The sequence below is a fragment of the Paenibacillus sp. FSL M7-1046 genome, from assembly GCF_038007405.1.
Lineage (GTDB): Bacteria > Bacillota > Bacilli > Paenibacillales > Paenibacillaceae > Paenibacillus_AQ.
The window spans coordinates 2,408,898-2,420,561 of record NZ_JBBOXB010000001.1 but is presented as its reverse complement, the minus strand read 5'-3'; the positions used below and the strand labels follow the sequence as shown (position 1 = coordinate 2,420,561).

Genomic DNA, 11,664 nt, shown 5'->3' with positions numbered 1-11,664 from the left:
AGTTTACCAAATAAAGCGATGATTAAAATAACAGTAACGGGAGCGGCCCATGCTAATTTTTCTATAAATAATTTCAATAAATTTTATCCTTCTCATTTTTCAATACGTTGATTTTCAGCATGTGATTATCTTATAATCTGGGAATAGCATAAGCAATAAACAGAAGTAGGGAAATTGTTGTATTTAAAGAAGAAGGTGATTTTTAATGAGTATATATAAAGAGAAGAAACAAAAAACAAAATATCTTATTCAAAAATCATTTCTCCAAGTTTTAGAAAAAAAGAAATTTGAATCGACTACGATAGGGGACATTACGAAAATAGCACAAATCAATCGCGGGACATTTTATTTGCATTATTTAGATAAATTCGATTTACTGGATCAAATGGAAGAGCAGTTATTTTCAGATATAGGAAATCATATTGATGAATTACAATCTCGCTATTTGCCTACTCGTACGTTCGATATAGAACAAAAACAATTAGCTGATTCATTGTTCAGTTTTATCGAAATCAATGAGCCAATTTTAAAGATATTTTTAAGCAATCATGGTAGAGCGGGTTTTCACATTCGATTTAATGATGCCTTTTCAGAAAAGGTACGTTTTAATTTAGAAAAGCATGAAAGCTTCTATGCAAATTTAAAGGTCCCAATGGAATACTTTTTATCCTTTATAACCTCTGCTTTTTTAGGATTAATTGAACAATGGATTCGAAATGGTTTAGATAAAACCCCTAAAGAAATGACAGAGTTGTATATTGAGATTATTTTCTTTATTCAAAGGAAATAACGAGGATCCCCTCTCTTCAACGATTCGGGTACAGACTTTACGGATCTTCTGCTCAAGCTGGTCCACCTCAGGCACAGGGCTGCACAGCTTCGCGAGCAAAGGCGAGAATCTGCCTACGGTTACTTTGCGAAGATCCTCCGCTTAATATTCTTATAGAGGCCCAGATCATCTGTTATTTTCTGAAATCGCTTCGCTCCCTTTCGATAAGAGCCACTGCTCCATAACGGTAAATGCCTGCCCCGCATCCTGTTCATAGAAGACTGCAACCTCTTGCTGGTAGGCATAATTCAATCGTACTGGTCCCAGTTCTGCCAAGCGCAGAGCATGGTATCCTGTACCGCGTCTTCCGCTTCAAAAATGGACCCCGTCATCCGATAACAATAACCGATTAGTTCAGAACGCAACTCCTTGAGCATGTCAAACTCTCCAGATGACATTCTACTTCTCCTGCTCCTTTATCACTTGCTCAATCCCAAGCAGAATCAGCTTCAGGCCGAACTCAAACGCCCCGTCGGTCCCCATTAGCTCGAATAGCCCGTTCGTAAACATCCTGCGGAACAGTCCTGCATCCGTCTCGCTCATGGAATCCAGAAGGCGAATCATCTCCTCACCCGGAGCTGCTCCCGGGTCCTCCTTAAGGATAGCGGAGACATTGCGCTCATGCTGATAATCGTCTAGGACGAAGTAGTAGACATAGTTCACAAGCGTAGTAATCACTTGCATTTTCTGCGCTTGCGCAAGCGGCGTCGATTCCACGCAGAGCAGCATACGGTTGGTGAACCGGATGATGTCTGGTTCGTGGGGCAGCGTCATCATCATGAGCTGCGTAGAGCAGGGATATCGGCTGAGCACGCTCCGTACTGTTACCGCAAGCCCTGTCAGTTGCTCCTTCCAATCCCCCTCGGAGTGGAACTCCTCCAGAATCACCTTCGATACCTGATTGGCCAGGCGCTGGTAAAGATTCTGTTTGCTCTTGAAGTACCAGTACAGGGAGGGAGCCTGAATCCCCAGCCTGTCGGCCAATCGTCTCATGCTGAATTTCTCGATGTCCTCCTCTCCAAGAAGCTCCCACGAGGCTTCCAGAATCCTGTCCTCCGAAATTTGAGGCTGCTGCTTTTTCATCGTTATCCGCCCTTTATCTAACAGTGTAAGTTTATGCTTTACAGGTTTATAGCTTCATGATATCATCTAACACTGTAAGGTTCAATCTAACGCCGTTAGATTGGATAAAATAAAGAAAGTGGTGATCCAACATGGATGCAGAAAACCTTTATTATTTTGAGAAAGCACCGGTCGCAAAGGCCGTAGCTCACTTCGCTGTACCGATGATGCTAGGCACATCAATGAATGTCATATACTCCATCTTGAATGCCTATTTCCTTGGTACACTCCATAATACTGCTATGTTAACCGCACTCGCGCTAACCTTGCCGCTATTCGCAATCATTATGGCGCTGGGCAACTTGATTGGCATGGGCAGCGGTACCTACATCTCCCGTATGTTAGGAGAGAAAAAGTATGATGACGTAAAGCATGTGTCTTCATTCGCTTTTTACAGCAGCTTAGTTCTCGGTCTTCTCGTGATGGCCGCGGGTCTCCCGTTGATCGATCCCATCGTTCATGGCCTGGGGGCAACGCCTGACTCCTTCGGATTCACGAAGGACTATGTCACGGTTATGCTTATCGGTTCACCGTTCGTCGTGTTATTTTTCACGCTGGAGAATATCGTGCGCTCGGAGGGTGCAGCCATCACGTCAATGATCGGTATGATTCTCAGTGTTGTTGTAAATATCATTCTCGATGCGCTCGTCATCTTTGTGTTCCACTGGGACGTGATCGGCGTTGCGTCAGCTACGGTCATTTCTAATTTGGTTGCGAGTGTATACTACGCCTTCCATATGGGATATAAAAGCCAATTCTTAACTGTCTCCGTAAAATGGTTCAAGGCTACCAAAGACATTCTGGGCAATGTATTCAAAATCGGGGTTCCCGTCTTTATTATGAGCATCTTTTTGGGGGCAATGTCGCTTATCTTCAACCATTTTCTTGTCGAATACGGAGATTCGGCCGTAGCGGCTTACGGAATTTCATCACGTTTATTGCAATTTCCTGAGTTTATTCTGATGGGCTTATGCGAGGGAGTCGTGCCGCTCATTGCCTTCTCTTTTACAGCGGATAAATTGCGCATGAAGAATACCATTGGATTTACGATCAAAGTGATTGTGGGGTTAGCAGCCGTATTCGGCATCATCGTCTATTTAGTTTCCGACCATTTAATTGGTCTTTTTACAAATGACCCGCAATTAATTGAAATGGGCAGCTACATTCTGCATGTGACGTTCTTATCCTTGTTCATTACAGGAATGACCACTCTGTTTACCGGGGTCTTCCAGGCAACAGCGCAAGGAACGGCCGCGTTTATTATGTCAATTATTCAAGGAGTTACGCTGATTCCTGTGCTTTATATCGCCAATCAAATGAACGGCTTCCACGGGGTGGTCTGGTCGATTGTCATTGCGGATGCCGCCGCATTCCTTGTCGGTGCCGTCATGCTGTATGTTCTGCGGAACAAATTGCAGCCGGAATTGGATAGTTTGGTACAGTAGAAGTTATATAACAGCCAGATCAGCCAACCTTGGAGTTCTGCGGCCTCTTAAAAAAAAGAAGGTGCGAGAAGCCGGTTCATCACCGGACGCTTTTCGCACCTTCGCTTTTTTGTCTAAATCAACGCGTTGAAATGGCCCTCTGAGTTGACCGTCGCCGTCCGGGGATCGGTCAGACCGACGCCCTTGAGGTCTCCCTTTCCTTCAGTCCGCCAGAGCGGGAGATGGTCTTGAAGCGGAGGAGCCAGTACAAAATCGACCGGGGTGCTACTCCCACTTTTCTGCACCAGTTGGGCCTCCATCAGTCGAATTTGCCGCTGCAGCTGCTCCCGGCGATAAGGAGTCTGCATCTCTCCGCCCTGCGCTGCATTCACCTTGTCCAGTTCCATCAGCAACCGGTTCCGCTGCTTCTCCAGGGAACTGACATCGCTTTGTGTGCCACCGTAAGCTGTAATGGCCTGTACCGGGCTGATGCCTGATACCATCTGTGTCGCCATGATCTTCCCCTCCGTTTCCTTGGCTCCTACTCCAAATTCAGCCAAATTTGAAAGTTCTAATCATGTCTATTACCCGGCCACCCCCGCCATGACAACATCCCAAACGCATTTCGGAAAAAAATCGTCGCATAGTCTCAGTCGGCCGCTTGTTTCGACCATACCAAAGACCCACCCAGGACCTGTAAAAGTCCCTTCAAGGTAAATCATTAATCTGCAGCATAAATACAGGCTCCTGCGAGCTTTTTCATGATACCTTATTTCATTTTTCTGTACTGTTAATAAATCTTGTTCAGCAGCCCAATCACTTCATCAAGGGTGAGGCCAAAGGACTTGTAATATGATGTGTCGCTGTCCATTTGCTTCAGGATCATTTCGTTGCGTATCCGCAGCATCTCATCGGGCGAGAATTCGGCTACAAAACATCCTTTACCTGTTACCGTATTGATCAAACCGCTTCGCTCAAGTTCTTCCCACGCTTTCTTTACGGTGATAACACTAACATGAAGTTCCAGGGCTGCCTGACGAATGGGCGGTAAACAATAGCCGCTTTCCAGCTCACCTTTCAGAATTTGTGCGCTGATCTGTTCGTAAAGCTGCTGATAAATCGGTTTCTCGGATGTGCTCGAAATCGTTACGTTCATAATATCTCCACTCTTAGGAATCTCTTTACCGCAATCCGATAGGCAATCAGGGTGAATGAAATAAAAATTACGAGGCCCGCGATCAGAATGGATAGCTGCAGCGCTTTATTATCCGTCCCGGAGCCATAGAAAATGTCGTTCATCCAAGGACTTTGGATTCCGGCCCATTGGGCCACTCCGGCAAAAAGTATAGCGGCCGTAGTGGATGCGGTCGTTGCCGCGCCATACTTATACGCCGTCTTGTAGTACATGGATATAAATATGATGTTGAAGATCGCAAGCATGATAAAGCATAATCCCCAAAAACCCATGTGTGGTGCATAGAAAATGTAAGTCAGATGAGGGTATAAGAGAAACGTAAATATACTGAAGATCATCGCAACAAGAAGATGCATTAGTTCAAGAATGACAACAACGGCTATCCTGGACTTCACGATATCTGTTTTGGCCACTGGCATCATCGTACTAAACATCAAATCGTTCTGACTTTTAAATCCGCCAAACATGTTCGGTACAGTTATGAAGCAGAAATATAGCGGGACAAGAAAGTAGACCCAACCGGGAATAAGCATTAGGCCACCCAGAATTAAGGGTAATACGAAGAACCAGGGATTTACTCCTAATTTCAAATCCTTCATCACCAAATTATACATATACATCCTCCTTTTTCGCGAAGTAGATCATGATTTCATCGAGGCTGGGCGTGGTTGCCCTTAGGTTGGAGGATGGATCGAAATCATTGGCATGAATCAATCCGGTAAAGCCGAACGAGTTGATTTTGTAGGAAATCAAATATTCCTTTACTTCGCTCAATTGGGCCTCGCTGCCGCTGATTAAACGATAGGACTCCTTAAACTCGTTTTTCTCGGAACTGGCGACGATTTGCCCGTGTTCAATGAAGGTTATATAATCCGCACATCTTTCCAAGTCGGATGTAATATGGGTAGAGAAAAGAATACTGATCTCGCCGCCAATGATAAGCTCCTGAAAGATATCTAGAAGATCGTCTCTTGAGACAGGATCGAGTCCACTGGTCGGTTCATCAAGGATAAGCAGCTTTGCGCCATGCGATAAAGCAAGGGTCAAGCTGTACTTTACTTTCATTCCTGTAGACAGTTCCGCTATTTTTTTATTTTCATCCAATTTGAATCTTTTTAGATAGTTGTAGTAAGTTTCATCATTCCAATTCTTATAGAACTTCTTTGTAATATTGGTTAGCGTTTTTATCTTGCTGCGTGTATAGAAATCGATATCACCGAATGCGCATCCAATTTCCTGCTTCAATTCGATTTCATGTTCAGCGATGTTCTTGCCAAAAATGCTGATCTCGCCACTATCGGCTTGAACCATGTTCAAGATTGATTTTATCGTGGTCGTTTTTCCCGCGCCATTGACCCCGATAAAACCCATAATATAACCCTTCTCCAATTGAAATGATACATCTTTGATCTGAAAGTGAGGATATCTTTTATTTAAATTTCTAATATCTAATGCCAGCATACCATACCTCCTCAACAAATTGTGTATTCCGTGTATACACAATGTATCATGAGGTTTTTTCAAAGTCAATTGGTTCAAGACGCAGAACGACATGAGAGCTAAGCCAGCGCCACACATCCCTGATCCCCGAATAGTGATAATCCTTTTTTAACGGGATTACAGTACGGTTCACAATAACATCACTAAAGCTATTACATCTGTAAAGTTAGCCAAGCAATGTACGAATATTCCCAATTTCAAAGAATCTTTTTTGTATACCAAATAAAATAATGGTGAAAATGCCACAATTCTTGAGACTATAAGCCAAGGAGACCAGAAATGATAAACTGCAAATAATACGAGATTGACCAGTACACTATACTTGCCCATCCATTTCATACGCGCCAGTAGAAATCCTCGAAAATAGAGTTCCTCCGTTATGGGTAGTATAAGTGTAATAAAGAAAAAGCTTACTATTATTGCGATTATGATAAAATTTTTACTGAATAGGCTCATGTCCTGGACATAATTGTACTCACTTGGAAGCCAATGAAATACTGTATTTAATATGTAATTTGAAAATGGCTGTAATGCCTTCATAAGTATTCCTGCCACTGTAAGCAATAGAAGAGTGTAGACTACATATTCTTCAACCTTCATCTTACTTTTTAGGCCCAGTACCTTAAAGATATTGAAATTCCCCGTTTCCTTTTTGGCGACATAAAATAAATATCCCAGTTCTATAGGAAATACTGAGAAAAAACCGGCTATGCCTAGCGTAACAATTTTAGGATATTCTGTTAAACTGCCCGCTTTTAATAAAAATATATAAAATAGACTTAACGCTATTCCTGGAAATAAGTGAAGTATTATAAGCTTCCATATGCTTCTGATCTCATTTTCATTATTCATATCCTGTTCCCCCCATAATTTAATTCTTCTATAACTTAAACTATGGGGCCATCCCAAGGTCAATAAATTACTTAAACAACCTTATTCAATGGGGATATAAACTTCTAAATATGACTTTAATATTCCTTCGTGGTAGCCTACTAATAACATCCCTATAATTACTATGCCTTTATGTTTATAATTATTGGCATCCATCCACTTCTCACCCTTTATAAAGTTATCCTCCATCACGTCTTCATACTGTACTCCATCTTCAACAATCGTATATATACATTTTTCATAGTCTAAAATATCCTTTTCCCCTACAGCATTATCAGCCTCTATATCTTTCGTAACCAGCATTGTATTGGATTGTATTCCCTCTTCATTAAAAATGATATACCGTTTTAAACTCTTGAAAATTGGTTCCTCAGCTAATTGATCTCTGTTATTATGTATAACTTCAAATTCCTTATAAGCTCTGAAATCTGATATTTCCCCCAATATTTTTATAGGTGCCATGGGCCTAATCGAATAATTATTTAAGTGTTTTTCAATATCGTTGCAATCCTTTTTAGCCTTTTCAATTCTATGGGCTATAGTATTTAATCTGGCTATATTTTGAATTATTTCATTGTGTTTTTCATCCAAAATACCTTGCATATCTTTTATATCACTTTCTTTGCATAGCTTCTGAATAGCCTTAAATTCCAAATCCAATGATCTATAGAACTCTATTGCCAATACAGTATCTATATCTTTAAAATCATATTGTCTATAATTATTTTCATCATTTTGTATTGGTGTCAAAATCTCTTTTTCTTCATAATATCTTAACTTATCCTTGGAAATTCCCATGATGTTAGCGATCTGACCTATTGTGTACATAGTCCCTCTCCTTACTTCTCTTCTATTCTCTTGGTGATAGTAATCTTAATCCCGGCTCAACGCTTCAATTAACTCCCCGGAGATTCCACCCGATTCAAACGCAGGGCGATTTCGGTATTGATCTCATCCGGCGGCATGACTTCGACAAGTACGCATACTGACTCCCGCAGTTGATTCAGGGCAAACACGCCCCTTAGGTCATCGTTCCTTAATCTTCCTCTGAACCTCCCGCACCTGCTCTGCCGTCGCCCAATCCCGCAGCGATTCGAAGAGCGCCAGACTTCTTGTAAAATAACTGTCGTTCCCCGACCTATGGGCTAGCCTTACGGCTTGCAGTACCTGCTCCAGTGCCTCCTCCGTTCTTCTCGCCCGCTTCAGATACAACGCCAGGTGATGGCTGAAGCTGTAATAGTGCGCGAGATTGCCCTCATCCTCATATGTACCGAATTCAGCCGTCTGGTCCGAAAATGTCTCCAGCAGCTCATCCACATTCAGTCCATGCCGCAGCGCGGCCCGCAGAATTGTATCCAGCCCCGGTAACACTTCTTCGGGATTCTCCCGCAAAAAATCGGTATAGGCAGCCAGCACCTCCACATGGCCAGACAGCAGCTCCAGCGCATGCCCATTCGCTTGGGCCAGGGATCGGAACTCCTCTACAACCTCCAGCCCATCCTCACCCAGATCCTCCAGCCATCCCAGTTCGGCATACTTATCAATGTACGCACGCGATTCCTCATACTGTCCCTTCTCCTGGCAAGCCATTCCCCTCATCAAATGACTGAAGCCGTAGTAATAGACCATTGGATGCTCCAGCTCGAATGTCAACAGTGGCAAGGACTTAGCCTTCCGGTACTGCTGCTCCTGGTACAAGCACTGCACGCATTCGTACAAAATCTCCGCCGTCTCTTTCACCTTGTTCCACTTCTCCAGGCGGCAAGCCATCTCTAACATCTCCACAATGACATCCGGGTTGATTGTTATATAAATTGTATATATTTTACTTTTTGTTGAATACTTTATCTGTTGTGGCCATTATATCAGATTGATAATGGACTTAAAAGGGGTAAATTTCCTTGAGCGATCCGTCCAATATCATTAAGCAAATTATCGGTAAAACGGTGAAAGCGATACGTATCAAACAAGGCTTAAGCCAAGAAGATCTAGCGCATGAATGCAATGTCGACCGATCCTATATTTCCATGATTGAGGTTGGCAGAAACGAACCTTCCGTCAAAAAAATTTTTGACCTTTGCAAAGGGCTAAAAATCCAGCCATCCGACTTTTTCAAAATGGTTGAGGTGGAGTATGAGAAAGCGCGAGAGAACGAGTGAATGTAAATAAGAGCGGGACATAAGGCTGTTGACCTGTGTTCCGCTCTTGTCGTTATATTGCGATATCATTTTAAAATAACGATCAAACCACTTCCAATAAAGAATATTCTTCGTTAACCCTCTAATTTAGTGATCATGTCATACACCTTACTCAAATTCGTCTTAAAGTATGTAGTAAAGTACCAGTTATGATACAATTCCGGCACTTCAATCTCATCAATGCTTTTCTTACTTTGAACGGCTTCTGCCACAATTGCCATTATATCGGTTATATATCCCTTCACTTCGTGAAGTTCTTGCAAAGAGCATACTTCGCCATGTCCCGGTACGATAGTTTCTACATCCAGCAGTTCGACCTGCTCCAAAATATTCAGCCATTCCTGAGGATTTGCATACGCCAAAACCGGGTGATGTTTTGAGAGCACCAGATCCCCTATTACGACAATTTTGTCTTCCGGAATGTACACGATTGCATCACTTTGCGTGTGTCCCCCACCAAAGGTAATGAGTTGAATGCTACGATTACTGCCATGTATGGTCATCTGCTGATCAAAAGTTATTGTCGGCAGCGAATGTACTAGATTGGGTAGCATCTTCATAAACTCACGGTCACTAGCACTTTCCCATGCCATTTCCCTTTTTAACTTTTCATCCGTCTCTTGTTGTATTTGCTCTTCAAATTCTTTGATAGCCTGATACATCTGCACCGTGTTTTCCCGATATTGGGCTAACCTGTCTCTGGCAAAAGTATTCATAATCTCACGAGTAGTTGATGTTGAAATAATATTAGCCGCAGGTAAAAACACTTGATTTCCAGAGGTATGATCACTGTGCCAATGCGTGTTGATTACATAGGATACAGGGTTTCCCGTGAGGTACTCTGCAGCAGCTTTCAAATCCTCTGCAGCCTGTATTGTCGAGAATGTATCCACGACAAGAGTTATATCGCCTAGATCAATGATTGCTGCATTCCCCAAAGAACCGGTACCCGGAACTGCAATCGCTGCAATTACACTATCAGCGATATAATTCAGCCGAAAATGCTCGGAGCCTCTAAATGATTCAATCCTATTTTTCATAGTAACCTCTCCCTTCCAACATGGGAATATACTATACTCCAAATCAATACAGTAGACAATAATTTTTCTCCAAAAAAAGTAGGCTATATAAGCTGAACTTATCAAGGATGCAAAGCAATTTCACAAACCCTTGTGGAAAAGGAGAACGGCATTGCGCAATTGCTAGGCTAATGATACGGTTCACCGTAACATCCATTCTGCGAAATCAAAAAGGGCACCCTCGTGAGTGCCTTTTGGGACACCCTCTGTCGAACTATTCCGAATCTCTACAACACTCTACAACTTTCCGTAACAAAATTTTTCGCCGTCCTCCTATTATATAAACCCCTGAGATAACAAAATCTTCTGTACTTCGACTGCACGTCTCCATCCTGTTCAGACTTGATTCCTGTTATTTCATCAGTTAAGAGACGCAGTTGCTCGTCCACATTTAAATCATAACACAGCGCAGTTTGCATAATTACAACCAGTCCATCCGGAATTCCCTTCGGATAGGTCTGAACAAAGCGCACATAGTCGTTCAGGAGTTCTGTTTTTCCTGACAGAATCTCTACGGCGTATAAATTCACTTTTGCTAAAAACCGAAATTCACGAGCGATCTCTAGGCCTTCTTTCCCCAAATCCTCCAACCAGCCAAGTTCTGCGTATCTGTAAATGCTATCTTTGGCCTGCTCGTAATCCCCTAGCTGTTGATATGCAATTCCCCGCATCTGCTGACTAAACCCAAAATAATAAACAATCGGATGCTGCATCTTAATTAGGGTTCTAGTCAGCCCCATCGCCTTGCAATACTGCCCCTCTTCATAAATACGCTGAGCATAGTTATGCAGGATATCCGCCGTATAAAGCAACTTATTCCATTCTTCAAACGAATACGCGGTTTTCAGCATTTCAACAAGAATATCCGGGTTAAAGGCTTTGAGGATAGAGAGATGCATGCGAAAACCCTCCTTTTTTATCCATTTATACCTTCATTGTATATTTCAGGATTCAGAGGGTCAATATAAAAAGTACTCATAAGTACTTTTTAATTAATTTTCTTTTTGATTATAGTAGTCTGTAACGGTTGACTCCCCTCTTCTAACCTTAATGTAGAGGTGATCCTATGAATTTACCAGAAAACGTCGGCAATCGCATACGTGAGCTTAGAAAAGCAAAAGGATGGACTCAAGAACAACTGGCTGAAGCAGCATCGCTTCACTACAGTTACATAGGCGGTGTCGAGCGGGGAGATCGAAACATTTCTTTAGAGACGCTGGAAAAAATCATTGCAGCGTTTCAAGTTCCCGCCATTGAAGTTTTTCGTTTCGATGATGAGACCGAGCACCGAAAGGCGCTCGATGAGCATATGACTTTGATTAGCAATAAGAGTGCAGAAGAAATAGCAGCAATCACTCGGGTGGTGCGGGAAGTGATTGCTGCTATGGGGATATTTAAAAATGGTGAGCAGCAGTAATAAAGATAT

Annotated in this window: 16 protein-coding genes; 4 read left to right on the top strand and 12 right to left on the bottom strand. The window is 42.5% G+C overall.

What is annotated here, in order from left to right; all coding sequences use genetic code 11:
* Positions 1-205: 205 nt before the first annotated feature.
* On the top strand, positions 206-790 hold the full coding sequence (locus NYE29_RS10545) for a TetR/AcrR family transcriptional regulator (RefSeq protein WP_076111787.1): 585 nt from the start codon (positions 206-208) through the stop codon (positions 788-790).
* Positions 791-1,077: 287 nt separating this feature from the next.
* Here the strand turns inward: NYE29_RS10545 and NYE29_RS10540 are convergent, their stop codons facing one another.
* Positions 1,078-1,227 carry a sigma factor gene (locus tag NYE29_RS10540; protein WP_218642527.1) on the bottom strand — a complete coding sequence of 50 codons (150 nt, stop codon included), beginning with the start codon at positions 1,225-1,227 and terminating at the stop codon, positions 1,078-1,080.
* Between the two features lies 1 nt (position 1,228).
* Positions 1,229-1,912, bottom strand: a complete 684-nt coding sequence (locus NYE29_RS10535) for a TetR/AcrR family transcriptional regulator (RefSeq protein WP_340895881.1) — start codon at positions 1,910-1,912, stop codon at positions 1,229-1,231.
* Positions 1,913-2,043: 131 nt separating this feature from the next.
* Here NYE29_RS10535 and NYE29_RS10530 point away from each other — a divergent pair, with 131 nt between their 5' ends.
* A complete protein-coding gene (locus NYE29_RS10530) occupies positions 2,044-3,396 on the top strand; it encodes an MATE family efflux transporter (RefSeq protein WP_076111783.1) in 1,353 nt (450 codons plus the stop codon).
* Positions 3,397-3,509: 113 nt separating this feature from the next.
* Here the strand turns inward: NYE29_RS10530 and NYE29_RS10525 are convergent, their stop codons facing one another.
* The 8 genes from NYE29_RS10525 to NYE29_RS10490 all read right to left on the bottom strand — a co-directional run bounded on the left by NYE29_RS10525 (position 3,510) and on the right by NYE29_RS10490 (position 8,731).
* Positions 3,510-3,890 (bottom strand): hypothetical protein, encoded by a 381-nt coding sequence (locus tag NYE29_RS10525; RefSeq protein ID WP_076111781.1) that lies wholly within the window; start codon positions 3,888-3,890, stop codon positions 3,510-3,512.
* Between the two features lie 275 nt (positions 3,891-4,165).
* Entirely contained in the window at positions 4,166-4,531 is a 366-nt protein-coding gene (locus NYE29_RS10520; protein WP_038598139.1) for a GntR family transcriptional regulator, read from the bottom strand.
* On the bottom strand, positions 4,528-5,184 hold the full coding sequence (locus tag NYE29_RS10515; protein WP_340895878.1) for an ABC-2 transporter permease: 657 nt from the start codon (positions 5,182-5,184) through the stop codon (positions 4,528-4,530). Before NYE29_RS10515 ends, NYE29_RS10520 begins: the two co-directional genes overlap by 4 nt.
* Positions 5,177-6,031: an ABC transporter ATP-binding protein gene (locus NYE29_RS10510; protein ID WP_038598143.1), complete on the bottom strand. Its 855-nt coding sequence runs from the start codon at positions 6,029-6,031 to the stop codon at positions 5,177-5,179. Before NYE29_RS10510 ends, NYE29_RS10515 begins: the two co-directional genes overlap by 8 nt.
* Before the next feature lie 168 nt (positions 6,032-6,199).
* Positions 6,200-6,922, bottom strand: a complete 723-nt coding sequence (locus NYE29_RS10505) for a CPBP family intramembrane glutamic endopeptidase (protein ID WP_340895877.1) — start codon at positions 6,920-6,922, stop codon at positions 6,200-6,202.
* An 81-nt stretch (positions 6,923-7,003) separates the two neighbouring features.
* Complete coding sequence (locus NYE29_RS10500; protein WP_340895876.1) at positions 7,004-7,789, bottom strand: MerR family transcriptional regulator; 786 nt, start codon at positions 7,787-7,789, stop codon at positions 7,004-7,006.
* A gap of 68 nt (positions 7,790-7,857) precedes the next feature.
* A complete protein-coding gene (locus tag NYE29_RS10495) occupies positions 7,858-7,977 on the bottom strand; it encodes a DUF4303 domain-containing protein (protein WP_340895875.1) in 120 nt (39 codons plus the stop codon).
* Between the two features lie 10 nt (positions 7,978-7,987).
* On the bottom strand, positions 7,988-8,731 hold the full coding sequence (locus NYE29_RS10490) for a DNA-binding protein (RefSeq protein ID WP_340895873.1): 744 nt from the start codon (positions 8,729-8,731) through the stop codon (positions 7,988-7,990).
* Between the two features lie 131 nt (positions 8,732-8,862).
* Here NYE29_RS10490 and NYE29_RS10485 point away from each other — a divergent pair, with 131 nt between their 5' ends.
* Positions 8,863-9,120, top strand: a complete 258-nt coding sequence (locus NYE29_RS10485) for a helix-turn-helix domain-containing protein (RefSeq protein WP_340895871.1) — start codon at positions 8,863-8,865, stop codon at positions 9,118-9,120.
* Positions 9,121-9,233: 113 nt separating this feature from the next.
* On the opposite strand, the gene NYE29_RS10480 is transcribed toward NYE29_RS10485, so the two are convergent.
* Both NYE29_RS10480 and NYE29_RS10475 read right to left on the bottom strand, forming a co-directional pair.
* Positions 9,234-10,199: an MBL fold metallo-hydrolase gene (locus NYE29_RS10480; protein WP_038598153.1), complete on the bottom strand. Its 966-nt coding sequence runs from the start codon at positions 10,197-10,199 to the stop codon at positions 9,234-9,236.
* Between the two features lie 266 nt (positions 10,200-10,465).
* Positions 10,466-11,137, bottom strand: coding sequence for a DNA-binding protein (locus NYE29_RS10475; RefSeq protein ID WP_340895868.1), 672 nt, complete (start codon positions 11,135-11,137; stop codon positions 10,466-10,468).
* Positions 11,138-11,304: 167 nt separating this feature from the next.
* Between NYE29_RS10475 and NYE29_RS10470 the strand changes: the two genes are divergently transcribed.
* Positions 11,305-11,655, top strand: a complete 351-nt coding sequence (locus NYE29_RS10470; RefSeq protein WP_340895866.1) for a helix-turn-helix domain-containing protein — start codon at positions 11,305-11,307, stop codon at positions 11,653-11,655.
* Positions 11,656-11,664: the final 9 nt, after the last annotated feature.

What these genes read in the sequence shown, in the direction of transcription:
- NYE29_RS10545 (WP_076111787.1), top strand. Translation starts at nt 206, where the DNA reads ATGAGTATATATAAAGAGAAGAAACAAAAAACAAAATATCTTATTCAA.
- NYE29_RS10540 (WP_218642527.1), bottom strand. Translation starts at nt 1,227, where the DNA reads ATGTCATCTGGAGAGTTTGACATGCTCAAGGAGTTGCGTTCTGAACTA.
- NYE29_RS10535 (WP_340895881.1), bottom strand. Translation starts at nt 1,912, where the DNA reads ATGAAAAAGCAGCAGCCTCAAATTTCGGAGGACAGGATTCTGGAAGCC.
- NYE29_RS10530 (WP_076111783.1), top strand. Translation starts at nt 2,044, where the DNA reads ATGGATGCAGAAAACCTTTATTATTTTGAGAAAGCACCGGTCGCAAAG.
- NYE29_RS10525 (WP_076111781.1), bottom strand. Translation starts at nt 3,890, where the DNA reads ATGGCGACACAGATGGTATCAGGCATCAGCCCGGTACAGGCCATTACA.
- NYE29_RS10520 (WP_038598139.1), bottom strand. Translation starts at nt 4,531, where the DNA reads ATGAACGTAACGATTTCGAGCACATCCGAGAAACCGATTTATCAGCAG.
- NYE29_RS10515 (WP_340895878.1), bottom strand. Translation starts at nt 5,184, where the DNA reads ATGTATAATTTGGTGATGAAGGATTTGAAATTAGGAGTAAATCCCTGG.
- NYE29_RS10510 (WP_038598143.1), bottom strand. Translation starts at nt 6,031, where the DNA reads ATGCTGGCATTAGATATTAGAAATTTAAATAAAAGATATCCTCACTTT.
- NYE29_RS10505 (WP_340895877.1), bottom strand. Translation starts at nt 6,922, where the DNA reads ATGAATAATGAAAATGAGATCAGAAGCATATGGAAGCTTATAATACTT.
- NYE29_RS10500 (WP_340895876.1), bottom strand. Translation starts at nt 7,789, where the DNA reads ATGTACACAATAGGTCAGATCGCTAACATCATGGGAATTTCCAAGGAT.
- NYE29_RS10490 (WP_340895873.1), bottom strand. Translation starts at nt 8,731, where the DNA reads ATGGCTTGCCGCCTGGAGAAGTGGAACAAGGTGAAAGAGACGGCGGAG.
- NYE29_RS10480 (WP_038598153.1), bottom strand. Translation starts at nt 10,199, where the DNA reads ATGAAAAATAGGATTGAATCATTTAGAGGCTCCGAGCATTTTCGGCTG.
- NYE29_RS10475 (WP_340895868.1), bottom strand. Translation starts at nt 11,137, where the DNA reads ATGCATCTCTCTATCCTCAAAGCCTTTAACCCGGATATTCTTGTTGAA.
- NYE29_RS10470 (WP_340895866.1), top strand. Translation starts at nt 11,305, where the DNA reads ATGAATTTACCAGAAAACGTCGGCAATCGCATACGTGAGCTTAGAAAA.